The following is a 16,030-nucleotide window of genomic DNA, read 5'->3' as shown; positions in this document are numbered from 1 at the left end:
CGCCGTGGCGGGGCTGTCGGGCGCCGGGCGCGGTGGCAGGCTGCGGGGATGAGCGAACGCGACCTGCCCGCGCTGACCCGGGCCGAACAGGAACTCGTCGAGCGCTACCTGCGCGTCGTCGACCTGGTCGCCCGGCTGAACCCGGCCCGCGACAGCGGGCACTTCGACCCGCTGGGCTGCGTGATCGCCGCCCAGGCCCTGGCGGCCGAGGCGCGGGCGATCGCGGCCGTGGCGGAGCTGATGCGTGAGCGCGGCGAGACGGAGCTGCACGCCGGCACCCTGGCCCGCGCGATGCGCGCGATGGACGGGGAGCGGCGTACCGCCCGCGTGGTGCTCCCACCTGCCTCCTGACCTCCCTCCACCAACCGTTCAAGACCGCCATCGGCCGTCCGGTGGGCGTCTCGCGCCGTACGCACGATGGGTCATCCGGCGGTCACCCTGCGCCGCCGTACGCGCCCGATCCTGCCCGTCGAACCGGTCGTGGGCAATCCGGCCGGCCGCTCTTTCTGATCTAGCCATTCGCATCTAGCTATGCGTCCGGACGGCGTCGTAAGGTTCCCCGCAGCACCCCGACAGGCACACCTTATGGGCGGTTCCGCCCTCTTTGAGGCTGGGCGGTGAACGGTAGTGACGACGGGAAATCCTGCGGCGACAGACCCGCTCTGGGTTGACGAAATTCTGCTCCAAGGCCGTTCCACCGACATTTGTCTCCGACTGCCCGAACCGGTCGACCGGGACACCCTGCGCCGGCTGGTGAGCGGGGCGCAGTCCCGCCTCGTCGCGGCCGGACTGCGCCCCGGCGGCGCCGCCGCGCTGCGGCTGCCACCCTCGCTGGCCTACGTGGTGAACCTGCTGGCCACCTGGCGCAGCGGGGCGCAGGCGATCCTGCTCGACCACCGGCTCACCGACCACGAGGTCGGCCGGGCGCTGGAGCGGCTCACCCCGCAGGTGGTGGTGGCCCCGGTCCGCACCGGCGGCGGCGGGCTGCGGATCTTCGTCGACGTCACCGAGGGCGTCACCGCGTACGCCGACCGCCCGGCGGTCAGCGGGCACGCCGTGATCCAGCTCAGCTCCGGCTCCACCGGACCGTCCAAGGTGATCGGCCGTACCGCCGACGACCTGGTCGCCGAGGTGCGCCGCTACACCCGCATCGACGGCGTGGCGCTGCCCGGCGAGCGGATCATCCTGCTGCCCTCCATGGTGCACGTGCTGGGCCTGGTCGGCGGCCTGCTCTACGGCCTGCACGCCGGCGTCGAGCTGGTGCCGCCGGAGCGCCTGGCCGGCGACGCCGTGCTGGCCGCGATCGCCGCCGACGACTCGCCGGCCACCGTGCTCGGCGTGCCGTTCCACATCGGACTGCTCGCCTCCACCCGTCCCACCGGGCCGCTGCCGCAGTTCAAGCGGATGACCACCGGCGGCGAGCTGGTCCCGGCCGCCGTCGCCGCCGCCTTCGCCGACCGCTACGGCGTGCCGCTGGGCAACATGTACGGGATGACCGAGGTCGGCGTCATCGGCACCGACCTGCGCGGCCGGCACCGCCCGTCCATCACCCCCGCGCCCGGCATCGAGGTCCGGGAGGTCGACGGCGAGCTGCGGGTGAGCTGCCCCGCGTCGCCGTACGTCGGGCTGAGCGACCCCACCCGCTGGGCCGACGGCTGGCTGCACACCCGCGACGCCGGCACCGTCGATGCCGACACGGGCCTGGTCACCGTCCGCGGGCGGCTCGACTCGCAGGTCTCCGTCGGCGGCCTGAAGGTCGATCTGACCGAGGTGGAGGCGACCGTCGCCGCGCTGCCCGGCGTCGCCGCCGCCGTCGTCGTCTTCGACGGCGCGATCACCGCCTACGTGCAGCCCGACGGGCCGCTGTCGCAGGAGGTGCTCGACGACCTGCTCGCCGAGCGGCTGGCCGGCTACAAGCGACCCCGCACCCTGCGCCTGGTGGCTCAGTTGCCGCGCACCACCACCGGCAAGCTGGTCCGCTCGACCGACGCGCTGCGTACGGCGGCGACGTGACCACCGTGCCGCGCCGCCCCGACGTGCCCGTCCGCCTCGACCACGACCACCTCGACCGGCGCCGCGTCGACGGCGTCGACGGCGACCGCCAGGACCAGGCCCGCGCCCACGCCCGGATGCCCCACGCGCAGCCGTGCGAGACCGGGCACCGGCCGCAGCGACGCGTCCGCGCCGACGGGCACCGGCATCCGCCGGCGCAGGCCGCCGTCGCGCAGCCCCATCCCGAGGGCCTTGCCCACGGCCTCCTTCGCCGTCCACAGCCGCAGGAAGTCCGTCGCCTGCCCGTCGGCGGGCCGCCCGACCAGCCAGGCCGCCTCGGCGGGGGCGTACCACCGCCGGGCCAGCGCCGCCGCGGGCAGCGGCCGGCACCGCTCCACGTCCACGCCCACCGGGCCACCCGCCCGGGCGGCGACCACCACCACCGGGCCCGACCGGCTGACGCTGACCGGCAGCCGCGCCTCCGGGCCGCGCACCGCGACCAGCGGACGCCCGTCGCGGCCGCGCTCCACCACGATCTCCGCCTCCGCGCGGCCGAGCAGCGCGGCACCCGCCCGCCGCAACAGCCGACCGGCCGGGGCCGGCCGACCGCCGACGCCCCGACCGATCCACACGTACGCGGTGTCCCGACCGGGCACCGGTAACTGGCTCACGGAAAGAGGTTAACCATGCGACCCGAGATCCGCGCCTTCGTCGTCGAGCAGCTCGAGGACATGAACTACGACGTCGAGGGCATCGACGACGACACCACGCTCGGCCCGTCCGGGGTGGACCTGGAGTCGCTGGCCCTCGCCGACCTCGCCGTACGCGTCGAGGACCGCTACGGCCTCAAGTTCGCCGACGACGAGTCCGAGAAGCTGGCCCTGATGACGGTCGGCGAGTTCACCACGATGGTCGCCGACCGGGTCGCCGGGGCGCCGAGCGACAACTCCTGATGGCCGGTCAGCCCGACCTGGGGCGGGCCGACCTGGTGACCATGCTCGCCGACCTGTCCGGGAAACCGTCCGCCGAGGTCGGCGACCGGATCGGCTCCATGGAACTGGCCTGGCTGGTGCACCTCGTCGAGCAGCGCCACGACCGGCGGCTCGACCTCACCGACGACCAGCTCGCCGCGATCCGCACCGTCGACGACGCCCTGGCGGTCTTCCGTACCGCCCTGACCGCCGCCGCCGATGGCTGAGCCGGCGGCCGTCCCGATCACCGGCGTCCACGCGAGCAGCGCGTTCGGCAGAGGAACCGACGCGCAGCTCGCCGGCGTGCTCGCCGGCGACTCGGCGTTCCGGCCCGTGGACCGCTTCGACACCACGCCCCGCCGGGTCGACGCCGCCGCCACCCTGCCCGACGCCGGTGACCTCGCCGACGAACTCGCCGAGGCCGTGGACGCGGCCTGCCGGGCCGCCGGCCTCGACGCCGGCCGGCGGGCCGGTACCGCCCTGCTGCTGGCCGTGCACGGCGGCGCGCACGTGCCGGCGCTCACCACCGCGCTGGCCGCCCGCAGCGGGCTCACCGGCCCGGCCCGGGCGTACACCACCGCCTGCGTCTCGGCCAGCAGTGCGGTCGCCGACGCCGCCGCCCTGATCCGCCGGGGCGACGTCGACCGGGCGGTGGTGGCCGCCGGCTACCTGGTCGAGCCCGACCAGTACGCGCTCTTCGACGCCGGTCGTGCCCTCGCCACCGACGGCGCGGTGCGCCCGTTCAGCGCCGGCCGCACCGGACTGCTGCTCGGCGACGGCGTCGCCGCGGTGGTGCTGGAGTCGCGGGCCGTCGCCCGGGACGCGGTCGCCGACCTGCTCGGCTGGGGCCGGGCCGGCGACGCGTTCCACCCCTGCCAGCCCGAGCCGGGCGGGCGCGGCCTGGCCCGCGCGGTCACCGCGGCGCTGCGCCGCGCCGGGCTGACGGCGGAGGCGATCGGGTACGTCAACGCCAACGCCACCGGCACCGGCCACAGCGACGCCGCCGAGGCCGCGGCCCTGCGCACCGCGTTCGGCGCGGCGGCGGCACACGTCCCGGTCAGCTCCACCAAGGCGCTGCACGGGCACGCCCTGGAGGCCTCCGGCCTGCTGGAACTGGTGGTGACCGTGCTCGCCCTGCGGCACGGGAAACTGCCCGTCAACGCCGGCTGGCTGGCCCCCGACCCGGCCTGCCCGCTGGACGTGGTGCGCGACGCGCCCCGGCCCGCCAGCACCGGGTACGCGCTGAGCCTCAACGCCGCCTTCGGCGGCGCCAACACCGCGCTGCTGGTCGGTACGGCATGAGCGCGACCGGCAACCTCACCGTGCTGGCCGAGGCGGCCTGGCCCGAGCCGGGCGACGGGGCGCCGCCGCCGGTGCCCGGGTACGTGCACTCCCGCTTCCCGCCCCTCGTCGCGGCCGTCGCCGAGCGCTGCCTGACCCGGGCGTACGGCCGGCGGCCGGCCCCCGACGGCGAGCGGACCGCGGTCGTGCTGGTCAGCGCGGCCGGCGACCGGGCCAGCGCCGCCCACGTGCGCGCCACGGTCGCCGCCGGCGGCCGACCCGGGCCGCTGTTCTTCTTCCAGTCGGTGCCCAACAGCGTGGCCGGGCACGTGGCCGCCCGCTGGGGCCTCGGCGGGCCGGTGGTCTGCCTCGCGCCCGTCGGCGACCCGCGCGCCGAGGGCACCGCCGAGGTCGAGCTGCTGCTGCACGACGGTGACGCCGACCGGGCGTTGCTGGTCCTGATCGAACAGGCGCCCGACGACGGCGTCCCGGGCGGGGCATCCGCAACCGGCGCCGTCGCGGTGCTGCTGGGGGGAGGAGACGCACCATGAGGAACAGGGGACTGCGCGGGGTGCTGGCCGCCGACGAGCGGATCGGCGCCGGCAACGTGCTGGCCCGGGTGCTGGCGCACGGCGCCGACCCGGACGGGCCGGGCCTCACCTTCGACACCGGTGTGGACGGCCACCCGGCCGGGCGGGCGCTCACGCTGGGCCAGCTCGACGAGCGCGTCGCCGCCCGCGCCGCCTGGCTGCACGAGCGGGGGATCAAGCCCCGCGACCCGGTGGCCGTGTGGGCCACCGCGGCCGCCGACATGGTGCTCAGCTTCCTCGCGCTGAGCCGCCTCGGGGCCATACCGGCGCTGATGAACGGCCGGCTGCGTCCCGAGATCGCCGCCGAGTACGTGCGCCGGCTGCGCGGCGTCGGGGTGCTCGCCGACGACGCGCACCGCGCCCTGCTGGCCGGCCACGATCTCGGCGTCCCGCTGCTCGGCACACCCGCCGAGGCCGGCGCCGGCGACCCCACCGCCGCGCCCGGGCACTACCGGCACCACGCCGACGACCCGGTCGTCATCACCCACACCTCCGGCACCACGGGGGTGCCGAAGGCGGTGCTGCACTCGCACGCGAGCCTCTTCGCCGCCACCCGGCACCTGCTCGCCATGCCGCAGGCGCAGGGCACCCGCCGCATCCTCAACGCGCTGCCCGCCCCGCACACCGCCACCGTGCTCATGGTCAACCAGGCCCTCGGCAACCGCGCCGAGATGCTCCTGCTCTCCGACCAGGGCGGCGAGCGGGTGCTGGAGGCGATCCAGCGCTGGCGTCCCGACGGGGTGTTCGGGTTCTCCGTGACCTGGGCGGAGCTGGCCCGCTTCGACCTGTCCGCGTACGACCTGGACTCGGTGTCGCTGTGGTTCAACACCGGCGACTGCTCACACGAGCCGCACGTACGCCGGCTGGTCGCGGTCGGCTCCCGCGACGTGGTGACCCGCGACGGGGTCACCCGGGTGCCCGGCTCGGTCTTCATCGACGGGCTCGGCTCCAGCGAGATGGGGCACTCGATGTTCCACATCACCCACCGCGTCGACACCGACCGCTACGGCCGCTGCGTCGGTCGCCCCTACCGGTTCGCCCGGGTCGCCGTGCTCGACGCGGCAGGTGAGCCGGTGCCGGCCGGTGAGGTGGGCTGGCTCGGCATCGACTCGCCGTCGCTGTTCCGGGGCTACTGGAACGACTCGGTCACCACGTACCGGTCCCGGCAACGCGGCTGGTACCTCACCGGCGACCTGGTGTACGCCGACGACGAGGGCCGCTACTACCACCTGGACCGGGCAGTCGACTCCGTCGACGCCGGGGACGGGCGGCGGTTCTACACCGCCCTGTCCGAGGAGCGCGTCCTCGCCGCCTGCCCGGACGTCACCGACTGCACAGTGGTGATCACCTCGGGCGCCGGCGGTGTGGTCACCGACGTGCTGCTGGAACTCGCCGCCGGCGCCGAGGCCGCCGAGGACCGCACCGAACGGGTCCGGGCGGCGCTCGGCCCGGACGTCGGGGCGACCCTGCGTCGGGTGGTGCCGGTCCGCTCCGCCGACATCCCGGTCACCGTCACCGGCAAGGTGCGCAAGGTGGCGCTGCGGGAGCGCTACCTCACCGAGTCGCCGTCATGACCGCCGTCATCACCGGGATGGGGCTGTTCACCCCCGTCGGGCGGGGCGTCGAGGCCACCTTCGACGCGCTCTGCTCCGGCCGCTCCGGGCTGACCCGACCGCCGGCCGGGCACCCGGCGGCCGGGTCGCTGGAGGTGGCCGGCCTGCTCCCCGACGTCGACCCGCGCACCGTCGCCTCCGGACCGGAGACCAGGGTGCTGGACCGGGTCGTGGTGCTCGCCCTGCTCGCCGCCGCCGACGCGCTCGCCGACGCCGGCATCGAGGTGGGCGGGAACGTGGACCCGGGCCGGGTCGGGGTGATCGTCGGCGGCGTCGGCGGGATGGCCACCCTGGAGGCGCAGGTGCTGGCCCGGGCCGAGCGGGGCCGCGCGGCGGTCAGCCCGTACCTGCTCACCGGCATCCTGCCGAACATGCCGTCGGCCCGCATCGCCATCCGCCACGGCATCCGCGGCTACACGTCGTCGGTCGGCACGGCCTGCGCCTCGGGCGCGCAGTCGATCGCCGACGCGCTGCGGCTGATCCGCGCCGGGGAGGCCGACGTGGTGCTCTGCGGGGCCAGCGAGGCGCCGCTGTTCCCCACCTTCGCCGACACCTTCGGCAACGCCCGGGCGCTCGCCCGGGGCTGGGCCGACCCCACCGCGGCGAGCCGGCCGTTCGACGCCCGCCGCAACGGGTTCGTCCTCGCCGAGGGCGCCGCCCTGCTGGTGCTGGAGAACGCCGAGCACGCCGCCGCCCGGGGCGCCGCCGGCTACGCCGAGGTCGCCGGGTACGGGGCGACCACCGACGCGTACCACCCGACCGCCCCACGGCCCGACGGCGCCGGCGCGGCGGAGTGCATGCGGCGCGCGCTGGCCGGCGGCGGCGTGCCCGCCGCGCGGGTCGGCTACGTCAACGCGCACGGCACCGGCACGAAGCTCGGCGACATCGCCGAGACCACCGCGCTCGCCGACGTGTTCGGCGTCGGCGGCGTGCCGGTCAGCTCCACCAAGGCGCTCACCGGCCACCTGCTCGGCGCCTCCGGGGCGCTGGAGGCGGCGGCCACCGCGCTGGCGCTCGGCCGGGGCCTGCTGCCGCCGACACACAACCTCGACGAGCCGGACCCGGCCTGCCCGGCCGACCACATCCGCGCCGAGCCGCGCAAGACGGACACCGGATACGCGCTGACCAACTCCTTCGGCTTCGGCGGACAGAACGTGAGTCTGCTGCTCGCCCGGGCCGCGCAGCCGAGGGACTGACCACGCTCCATCCCGGGCGGACCGCGCCCGGGCGGCAACCACGGGGAACCGTGAAAGGGCTGAGGACATGGACATCCGTGGGATAGACCACATCGAACTCTTCGTGGGCGACGCCCGCCAGGCGGCCTTCTACTTCGACCGCGCGGTCGGCTTCCACCTGTGCGGCCAGGGCGGCCCCGAGACCGGGCTGGCCGAGCAGCGCTCGCTGCTGCTGTGCCAGGGCGACGTCCGGATGCTGCTCACCACCGGACTCACCGCCGAGCATCCGGCGTCGCGCTACGTGCGGCGCCACGGCGACGGCGTGGCCGTCGTCGCGCTGGAGGTCGACGACGCCGCTGGCGCGTACGCCGAGCTGGTGCGCCGGGGCGCGACGCCGGTGACGGCGCCGACCACCCGCACCGGCGCGGACGCCGAGGTGGTGACCGCCGAGGTGGGCGGCTTCGGCGACGTGCTGCACCGCCTCGTGTCCCGGCGCGGCGACCCAGGCGCGTTCCTGCCCGGGGCGATCGAGATGACGCCCGTCGACGGCGGTGGCAAGCTGCTCGCCGAGGTCGACCACCTGGCGGTCTGCGTGCCGCCCGGCCAGCTCGACGAGACCGTCGGGTACTACCGGGACGTCTTCGGGTTCGCGGAGATCTTCGCCGAGCACGTGGAGGTCGCCGGGCAGGCGATGAACTCCACGGTGGTGCAGAGCCCGTCGGGTCGGGTCACCCTGGTGCTGCTGGAGCCCGACCGCACCCGCCGACCCGGGCAGCTCGACGCCTTCCTCGACCAGCACGTCGGCGCCGGGGTGCAGCACCTGGGGCTGCGCACCGACGACATCGTCACCGCCGTCGCCGCCCTCGCCGAGCGGGGCGTGCGTTTCGCCGGCACCCCGGCCAGCTACTACGACGCCCTGGAGGCGCGCGTCGGCCCGGTGGACACGCCGCTGGACCGGCTGCGTGACCTCGGCGTCCTCGTCGACCGCGACCACGGCGGGCAGCTGCTGCAGATCTTCACCGAGTCCCTGCACGTGCGCCGCACGCTCTTCCTGGAGCTGATCGAACGGCGCGGGGCGCGGACCTTCGGCAGCGGCAACATCAAGGCGCTCTACGAGGCCAAGGAACGGGAACTGGCCGCCGCGGGAACCTCCGTCGCGGCCCCGACACCGCAGGAGGTGCGGGCGTGACCGCGACCGAGTTCGAGCCGGTACTGACCGCCGAGGAGGAGGCGCTGCTGCCCTCCGACGAGGACGTGGCGTTCTACGCCGCGCACGGCTGGTACCTGTCGAAGAAGCTGCTCACCGACGACGAGGTGGACGCCCTCGCGGCCGCCGCCGACCGCTACTACGCCGGCGAGCGGCACCGACGCCTGCCGGTACGCCCACCGAAGCTCGCCTACTGGGACCCGTCGAAGGGCCCGGTGCAGCGGCACAACGACTACGTGCACCACGAGCACGACGGGCTCGGGGCGATCCTGCGCAAGCCGCTGATCGGGGCGGTCGCCGCCCGGCTCGCCCGGGCCACCGAGATCCGCGTCTTCCAGTCCACGCTGATCTACAAGCCGCCGGTCTCGGGCGAGCCGTCCAACATCGTGCCCTGGCACTTCGACAAGCACTACTGGGCGTCCTCGTCGTCGGAGGACATGCTCACCGCGTTCATCCCGATGCACGACTGCGGCGAGGAGATGGGCACCATCACGATGGTCGACGGCTCGCACCGCTGGGAGGAGACCGGCGCCGACGACACGGTGGTGCGCCACTTCGCCGACCGCGACCGTGACCAGCTGGAGGAGATGCTCGCCGAGAACGCGGCCCACAACGGCGCGGAGATCCGCAAGGTGCCGATGGTGATCCCCAAGGGGCACATGAGCTTCCACCACTGCCGCACCTACCACGGCAGCGGCGCCAACGTCAGCGGTCGCCCGCGCCGGGCGATCTCGCTGCACCTCCAGGACGGCGACAACGCCTGGCGGGAGTACCCCCTCTCCGACGGCACCCCCGCCGCGTACAACCACGACGTGCTGGTCCGCCGCACCCACGACGGGCGGCCGGACTACGCGGACCCCGAGTACTGCCCGGTCATCTGGCGCCACCGCGCCCCGCAGGGAGGCTGACATGTCACGGTACGACTGGGGAAGGACCCACCCGGGGATCGAGCGGCTGGAGAAGGCGGTGAGCGAACGCCGCGAGGCGGTCGTGCGGCACCCCCTCTACGCCGCCCTCGACACCCACGAGGCGCTGGTCACCTTCATGGAGCACCACGTCTTCGCCGTCTGGGACTTCATGTCCCTGCTGAAGTCGTTGCAGCGGCAGCTCACCTGCGTCACGGTGCCGTGGATCCCCACCGGCCCGACGGGCAGCCGCCGGCTGATCAACGACATCGTGATGGTGGAGGAGAGCGACGAGCTGGGCGACGGGCACATCAGCCACTTCGAGCTGTACGTGCGGGGGATGCGGGAGGCCGGCGCCGACACCACCGCCGTCGACCGGCTGGTCGAGCTGCTGCGATCGGGCCGGCCGGTGGCCGAGTCGCTGGTGGCGGCGGGCGTACCCGCGCCGTCGGCGGCGTTCGCCGGCACCACCTGGCGGATCATCGAGACCACCCCGGTGCACTGCCAGGCCGCCGCGTTCGCCTTCGGTCGCGAGGACCTGATCCCCGACATGTTCACCCAGGTCGTGGCCGTCAACGAGCGCAGCCGGCGGCTGCACACGTTCGTCGACTACCTGGAGCGGCACATCGAGGTCGACGGCGAGCAGCACACCCCGATGGCGATGCAGATGCTCGCCGACCTGTGCGGCGACGACGACGCCAGGTGGCAGGAGTGCGCGGACACCGTCAACACCGCGCTCGCCGCCCGCGCCCGGCTCTGGGACGACATCCTCGCCGCCGTCAAGGAGGGGCGCGACCGGTGACGGGCACCGACCCGGTCCGGCTCTACCGGACGGTCCGCCTGATCCGCCGGTTCGAGGAGCGGGCCATCGAGCTGGTCCGCTCCGGACACGTCGTCGGCGGCATCCACCCGTACCTCGGGCAGGAGGGGATCGCTGCCGGGGTGTGCGCCGCCCTGGGCGCCGACGACGTGGTCGCCGGCACCCACCGGGGGCACGGGCACGTGCTCGCCAAGGGCGCCGACCCGGCCCGGATGCTCGCCGAGCTGTGCGGCCGGGTCACCGGCCTCAACGCCGGCCGGGGCGGCTCCATGCACGCCGCCGACTTCGGCGTCGGCGTACTCGGCGCGAACGCCATCGTCGGCGCGTCCGGGGCGATCGTCACCGGCGCGGTGTGGGCGCGGCGCCGGCGCGGCGACGACACCGTCGGGGTGAGCTTCTTCGGCGACGGCGCGGTCAACGAGGGGATGCTGCTGGAGGCGTTCAACCTGGCCGCGCTGTGGCGGGTGCCGGTGCTGTTCGTCTGCGAGAACAACGGCTACGCCACCACCATGCCCGTCGCGGGCGCGGTCGCCGGCAGCATCCCCGGCCGCGCCGCCGCCTTCGGCATCCCGGCCGCCGTCGTCGACGGCCAGGACCCCGAGGCGGTACGCGACGCCGCAACCGCCGCCGTCGACCGGATGCGCGCCGGCGGCGGCCCCGAACTGATCGAGGCCCGCACCTACCGCTTCGACGCCCACCACACCTTCGAGCACGCGGTACGCCTCGACTACCGCCCGCCCGACGAGGTGGCCCGGGGCCGCTCCCGCGACCCGGTGCACATCCAGGGCGACCGGCTGCCCGCCGCCGTACGCGCCGACGTCGACGCCGAGGTGGAGGCGGTGTTGGCGCGGGCCGTGGAGTTCGCGCTCGCCGGCGCCGAGCCGGACCCGGCCGACGCCCTCGCGTACCTGTACGCCAGCGGCCTGACCGCGCGCACCGGAGGTGGGTAGATGCCCCGACTGTCCTACCGCAGGGCGCTCACCCGGGCCCTGGCCGACGAGCTGGCCCGCGACGAGTCGGTGTTCCTGCTCGGCGAGGACATCCGGGTGGCCGCCTCGGCCGTCACGGCCGGGCTGTTCTCCCGGTTCGGTCCGCAGCGGGTACGCGACACCCCGCTGTCGGAGCAGGCGTTCACGAGCTTCGCCACGGGCGCGGCCCTGGCCGGGATGCGGCCCGTGGTCGAGTTCCAGATCCCGTCGCTGCTGTTCCTGGTGTTCGAGCAGATCGTCAACCACGCGCACAAGTTCCCGCTAATGAGCGGGGGGCAGTGCGCGGTTCCCGTCACCTACCTGGTGCCCGGCTCCGGCTCCCGTACGGGCTGGGCGGGGCAGCACTCCGACCACCCGTACAGCCTCTTCGCCCACGTCGGGGTGACCACGGTCGTGCCGGCCACGCCGGCCGACGCGTACGGCCTGCTGGTGTCGGCGGTGCGGTGCGACGACCCGGTGGTGGTCTTCGCCCCCGCCGGGGCGATGGACGTGCGCGCCGACGTCGACCTCGCCGCGCTGGCCCCGGTGCCGCTGGGCCGGGCCCGGGTGCACCGGCGCGGCGACGACGTGACCGTGGTCGCGGTCGGGCACCTGGTGCACGACGCCCTCGCCGTCGCCGAGGAACTGGCCGACCAGGTGTCGGTGGAGGTGTTCGACCCGCGCACGCTGTACCCGTTCGACTGGGACGCGCTCGCCGATTCGGTGGCGCGCACCGGGCGGCTGGTGGTGGTGGACGACGCCAACCGCTCCTGCGGCATGGCCGCCGAGATCATCGCGACGATGGTCGAGCGGGTGCGGCTGGTCGCCCCGCCGCGCCGCGTCACCCGCCCCGACGGCGCGGTGCTGCCGTTCGCCCCGGCGCTCGACCGGGCCGTGCAGCCCAGCCGCGAGCAGCTGCGGGCCGCCATCGGGCACGTCATGAAGGAGGGATGAATGGAGCACGCCGACTACCGCTGGCCCTCCGCCGCGCGCGCGTGGCTCGACCTGCCCGCGCCGGTGCGCGCCGACATGGTGGCCGCCGGGGCGGGGGCGTGGCGCGAGGTCTTCGACGGCCGGGCCACGTACAACGAGCGGTGGCGCCTGGCCCGGCCGCCGGTGATGGACGAGACGTCGCTGGGGGTGCTCAACGCCGTCTCCGACCGGCTCGCCCAGCTCATCTTCGAGGCGTGCCGGCGGCGGGCCGCCACGGCGGGGGAGCTGCGCCGGCTGCTGAGCGTGCCCGACGGCGAGACCCGGCTGCTCGACGACGACGAGCCGCTGACCGAGGCGCTGCTGGCCGCGTTCCGCCCCGACGTGCTGCTCTGCGAAGGGGTGCCGCGCTTCGTCGAGTACAACATCGACAGCAGCCTCGGCGGGGCGTTCGACGCGGACACCACGGTGCGCCGCTTCGTCGACGTCTACCGGCGGCGCGGCCTCACCGACCGGGTCCGGTTGTCGGCGGCGCCCTCGGCGGTGGACCAGCGGTTCGCCGCGATCCGCGCCGACCTCGGCCTGCCCGAGGGCGCCCGGGTCGCCATGCTGATCGACTTCGACGCCGAGTACCCGGGGCTCGACGACCCGCAGCGCTTCATCCGGCTGCTGTCGCCGGTGGTCGAGCGGGCCGCCGCGTGCGGCATGGACCTGGTCGTCGCGCCGGTCTCCCAGGTGAGCCTCGACGACCGCAAGCGGCTGGTCGCCGGTGGCGCCCCGGTCGACGGGGTGTTCCGGCTGTTCGTGCCCAACCGGGTCACCCCGAGCGCCGGCGTGGACGCCCTGGCGGCGGCGCTGGCGGCGGGCACGGCGCCGATGTGGGTGTCGGCGGCGGCCTGGCTGGTCGCCAACAAGCGCGCCTTCGCCTGGCTGTGGGAGGACGCCGACACGCTGCCGGCGGCGGACCGCGACCTGGTGCACCGGTACGTGCCGCGTACCTGGACGCTGACGGCGCAACTGCTCGACCGGGCGGTGGCCGGCCAGGCCGACCTGGTGGCGAAGCCCGCCGACGGCTCCGCCGGGGTGGACGTGCTGATCGGCCGGGAGACCGACGCCGACGCGTGGCGCGACGGCCTCACCCGCGCCGTCGGGCGGGGCGGCTTCATCCTCCAGGAGTACGTGAAGGCCGACGACGTCCCGCTGGACTTCGTGCACGTCGGCACCGGCGAGACGGTCGCCGCCGAGGTGCCGTACAGCATCGCCCCGTACCTGTTCGGCCGCCGGCCCGCCGGCGCCTGCATCCGTACGGGCTTCCCGGGCTGCGACGGCGTCCTCAACCTGGCCCGCGGCGTCCTCCTCTCCGGCCTCCTGGTGACCCCCTGACACGGCCGCTCCTCCCGCGCCTCCGACCCTCTGACGCGTCGATGATGCAGGTGTGGTGGAGTCCAGATCGGAGAAGACAGGGTGAGCCAGGCACCACGACCGCACGATCCGCGATCAGGCGGGCGGGCGAGGGCGGGTTCGGTCCGGCAGGATCTTCGGGTGGGTGGGGCGCGGGTGGGGTTGACGGTTGGGGAGCTGCGGGCGGTGGCGCAGGCGGCGTTCGGGGGCGGGCGGGCGCTGGTGTCGGCCGAGCGGTTGGCCGGCGGCACGAAGAAGGGCGTCTACCGGCTGACCCTCGACGACGGGTCTACCGGCATCGCCTACGTGTGGCATCCGGCGGAGGACTACTGGCCGGTGCGGGCGGCACCGGAACGCGACGACCCGTTCGGGCACGCCACCGGGGCGGGGCTGTTCGAGGCGGCGCACCGCGAGTTCACCGCCGCCGGGGTGCGGATGCCCCCGCTGCTGCTCGCCCCCACCGCGGGCCTGCTGCCCGGCGAGGTGGCGGTGGTGCAGGACGTCCGGGGCGGCACTCTGCAGGACCTGCGCCGGCGCGACCCGCGACGGGCCGAGGTGGTGCTGGCCCGGCTCGGCGACGCCGTCCGGAGCATGCACGCCCGCCGTCGCGACCGGTACGGCCGGCCGGGCCTCGACGGGCCGACGCCCGGGCGGCCGGTGGAGCGGATCATCCTCGACCGGGCGCTGCGGGACCTGACCGAGGCCGCCGCCCGGGTGGAGCGGATCGCCGCCGTGCGGGACCGGCTCGCCGACGCCCTGGCCGAGCGGTGCGCCGCCGTGGCACCCCGCTCCCGGTACGGCCTGATCCACGGCGAACTCGGCCCGGACCACGTGCTCGTCGACGAGCGGGACCGCCCGGTGCTCGTGGACATCGAGGGCGCGGTGTTCCTCGACGTGGAGTGGGAGCACGCCTTCCTCGAACTGCGCTTCGGCGACGCCTATCCGGCGCTGGCCGTGGACGGTCTCGACGGGAACCGGCTGCGCCTCTACCGGCTCGCGACGTACCTGTCCCTGGTGGCGGGTCCGCTGCGCCTGCTCGACGGCGACTTCCCGGACCGGGCCGGCATGCTCGCCATCGTCGAGCACAACATCACCCGGACGTTGGACCAGCTCGCCTGAGCCGTCGCCGTCGCCGGGGTTACGAACCCGCCACCGGTCGACCCGCGCGCCTACCGCAGGGTCACCGCCCGCATGATCCGGCGCACCGCTGCGACGGCGGCCAGGGAGTCAGCCAGCGAGCCCGTCTGACACGCCGGGCTGTGGTGGGCGGGGTCAGCTCGGGCGGAGGCTCGCCAGGTGGGCGCCGAGGCGGCGGACCGTCTCGGCGGCGGCCACCGCGTCGCTGCGGGCGCTGCCGTGCCGGCCGTCGCTGCTGTACATCGACGCCTCGGCGACGAGCGGATGGTCGGTGAGCCGCACGTGCAGGGTGCCGAGTTGCTCGGCGAGGGCCTGCGTGCGTGCGGAGAGCCGGCGCATCCGCGCGCCCAGGTCGGCCCGGTGCCGCTCGGGCACGGCGGGGCTGAGCGAGACGTCGAACATGCCGACGGTGATGACGCCAGCCCCGGCGGCGCGCAGCGCCTCGATCATCGCGGTCAGCTCCGCGTCGACCGCGTCGGCGTCGTACCTGCGGCTGAAGGCGTCGTTGCCGCCGCAGACCACCAGCGCCAGGTCGGGGCGGAACGCCAGCGCCGGGGCGAGCTGGGTGGCGCGCACCTCGTGCGCCCGCAGCCCCCGCAGGCCCAGGTTGAGGTACGCCAACTCCGGCCGGACGGCCCGCAGCTCGGCGGCGATCCGGTCGGCCCACTGCACGTCGGGATAGCCGTCGACGGGCTCGCAGAGCCCCTCGGCCACGCTGTCGCCGAGCACCGCGAAACGATGCCACGGGTGCCCGCGCAGCAGCGCCGCGCTCTCGCCGTCGCGCAGGCACCACGGATCCGTCGATTCGGTCAACGTCGATGGCATGCCGGCACGCTAGCCCACCCCCGGCGCCCGGAACAGGGTCCGTCGTCCGACCCGGGTGAGCCGTGAGGGCAGTGGAGACGGTGCGGTCGGTCAGGGACCGCGACGCTCGGCCGAGCCCGCCCCGGCCGGGTGTGCCTCAGGCACCACGGCGGCATGGTGCAGGTGGCGGTGTGCGGGCCGGCGACCGCGATGTTGACGGACCTGGCCCGGCAGCG

17 protein-coding genes are annotated in these 16,030 nt (G+C 75.3%); 15 read left to right on the top strand and 2 right to left on the bottom strand.

Going from position 1 to position 16,030, the window contains the following annotated elements:
- The first annotated feature begins 48 nt into the window (after positions 1-48).
- On the top strand, positions 49-351 hold the full coding sequence (locus ACTMS2_RS19295; RefSeq protein WP_441176630.1) for a hypothetical protein: 303 nt from the start codon (positions 49-51) through the stop codon (positions 349-351).
- 276 nt (positions 352-627) lie between these two features.
- Positions 628-2,013: a class I adenylate-forming enzyme family protein gene (locus ACTMS2_RS19290; RefSeq protein WP_441176629.1), complete on the top strand. Its 1,386-nt coding sequence runs from the start codon at positions 628-630 to the stop codon at positions 2,011-2,013.
- Here ACTMS2_RS19290 and ACTMS2_RS19285 read toward each other — a convergent pair.
- Complete coding sequence (locus tag ACTMS2_RS19285; protein WP_441176628.1) at positions 1,944-2,663, bottom strand: 4'-phosphopantetheinyl transferase family protein; 720 nt, start codon at positions 2,661-2,663, stop codon at positions 1,944-1,946. The two genes, ACTMS2_RS19290 and ACTMS2_RS19285, sit on opposite strands and share 70 nt — an antisense overlap.
- A gap of 15 nt (positions 2,664-2,678) precedes the next feature.
- On the opposite strand from ACTMS2_RS19285, the gene ACTMS2_RS19280 reads away from it, so the two are divergent.
- From ACTMS2_RS19280 to ACTMS2_RS19220, 13 genes are all read left to right on the top strand, one after another.
- Positions 2,679-2,945, top strand: coding sequence for an acyl carrier protein (locus tag ACTMS2_RS19280; RefSeq protein ID WP_088999969.1), 267 nt, complete (start codon positions 2,679-2,681; stop codon positions 2,943-2,945).
- Positions 2,945-3,190 carry a hypothetical protein gene (locus ACTMS2_RS19275; protein ID WP_088999970.1) on the top strand — a complete coding sequence of 82 codons (246 nt, stop codon included), beginning with the start codon at positions 2,945-2,947 and terminating at the stop codon, positions 3,188-3,190. The genes ACTMS2_RS19280 and ACTMS2_RS19275 overlap by 1 nt, the downstream gene beginning before the upstream one ends.
- Entirely contained in the window at positions 3,183-4,265 is a 1,083-nt protein-coding gene (locus ACTMS2_RS19270; protein WP_441176627.1) for a beta-ketoacyl-[acyl-carrier-protein] synthase family protein, read from the top strand. The genes ACTMS2_RS19275 and ACTMS2_RS19270 overlap by 8 nt, the downstream gene beginning before the upstream one ends.
- Positions 4,262-4,795 carry a beta-ketoacyl synthase chain length factor gene (locus tag ACTMS2_RS19265; RefSeq protein ID WP_441176626.1) on the top strand — a complete coding sequence of 178 codons (534 nt, stop codon included), beginning with the start codon at positions 4,262-4,264 and terminating at the stop codon, positions 4,793-4,795. The genes ACTMS2_RS19270 and ACTMS2_RS19265 overlap by 4 nt, the downstream gene beginning before the upstream one ends.
- Entirely contained in the window at positions 4,792-6,408 is a 1,617-nt protein-coding gene (locus ACTMS2_RS19260) for a class I adenylate-forming enzyme family protein (protein ID WP_441176624.1), read from the top strand. The genes ACTMS2_RS19265 and ACTMS2_RS19260 overlap by 4 nt, the downstream gene beginning before the upstream one ends.
- Positions 6,405-7,643 (top strand): beta-ketoacyl-[acyl-carrier-protein] synthase family protein, encoded by a 1,239-nt coding sequence (locus ACTMS2_RS19255; RefSeq protein WP_441176623.1) that lies wholly within the window; start codon positions 6,405-6,407, stop codon positions 7,641-7,643. The genes ACTMS2_RS19260 and ACTMS2_RS19255 overlap by 4 nt, the downstream gene beginning before the upstream one ends.
- A 67-nt stretch (positions 7,644-7,710) precedes the next feature.
- Entirely contained in the window at positions 7,711-8,811 is a 1,101-nt protein-coding gene (hppD, locus tag ACTMS2_RS19250; RefSeq protein ID WP_441176622.1) for a 4-hydroxyphenylpyruvate dioxygenase, read from the top strand.
- Positions 8,808-9,737: a phytanoyl-CoA dioxygenase family protein gene (locus tag ACTMS2_RS19245; protein WP_441176621.1), complete on the top strand. Its 930-nt coding sequence runs from the start codon at positions 8,808-8,810 to the stop codon at positions 9,735-9,737. The genes hppD and ACTMS2_RS19245 overlap by 4 nt, the downstream gene beginning before the upstream one ends.
- Position 9,738: 1 nt before the next feature.
- The gene (locus ACTMS2_RS19240) at positions 9,739-10,536 is read left to right on the top strand and encodes a DUF3050 domain-containing protein (protein WP_441176620.1); all 798 of its coding nucleotides are present in this window, start codon (positions 9,739-9,741) and stop codon (positions 10,534-10,536) included.
- The gene (locus ACTMS2_RS19235; RefSeq protein ID WP_441176619.1) at positions 10,533-11,504 is read left to right on the top strand and encodes a thiamine pyrophosphate-dependent dehydrogenase E1 component subunit alpha; all 972 of its coding nucleotides are present in this window, start codon (positions 10,533-10,535) and stop codon (positions 11,502-11,504) included. Before ACTMS2_RS19240 ends, ACTMS2_RS19235 begins: the two co-directional genes overlap by 4 nt.
- Positions 11,505-12,476 (top strand): alpha-ketoacid dehydrogenase subunit beta, encoded by a 972-nt coding sequence (locus ACTMS2_RS19230; RefSeq protein WP_441176618.1) that lies wholly within the window; start codon positions 11,505-11,507, stop codon positions 12,474-12,476.
- A complete protein-coding gene (locus ACTMS2_RS19225; RefSeq protein WP_441176617.1) occupies positions 12,477-13,835 on the top strand; it encodes a hypothetical protein in 1,359 nt (452 codons plus the stop codon).
- A gap of 174 nt (positions 13,836-14,009) precedes the next feature.
- Positions 14,010-14,972 carry a phosphotransferase family protein gene (locus ACTMS2_RS19220; protein ID WP_441176616.1) on the top strand — a complete coding sequence of 321 codons (963 nt, stop codon included), beginning with the start codon at positions 14,010-14,012 and terminating at the stop codon, positions 14,970-14,972.
- 153 nt (positions 14,973-15,125) lie between these two features.
- On the opposite strand, the gene ACTMS2_RS19215 is transcribed toward ACTMS2_RS19220, so the two are convergent.
- Positions 15,126-15,815 carry an SGNH/GDSL hydrolase family protein gene (locus ACTMS2_RS19215; protein ID WP_441176615.1) on the bottom strand — a complete coding sequence of 230 codons (690 nt, stop codon included), beginning with the start codon at positions 15,813-15,815 and terminating at the stop codon, positions 15,126-15,128.
- Between the last annotated feature and the right edge of the window lie 215 nt (positions 15,816-16,030).

Source organism: Micromonospora sp. SD12, from assembly GCF_052068495.1.
Taxonomy (GTDB): domain Bacteria; phylum Actinomycetota; class Actinomycetes; order Mycobacteriales; family Micromonosporaceae; genus Micromonospora; species Micromonospora echinofusca.
The sequence above is the reverse complement of the archived record's forward strand: the minus strand, read 5'-3'. Positions and strand labels throughout refer to the sequence as shown.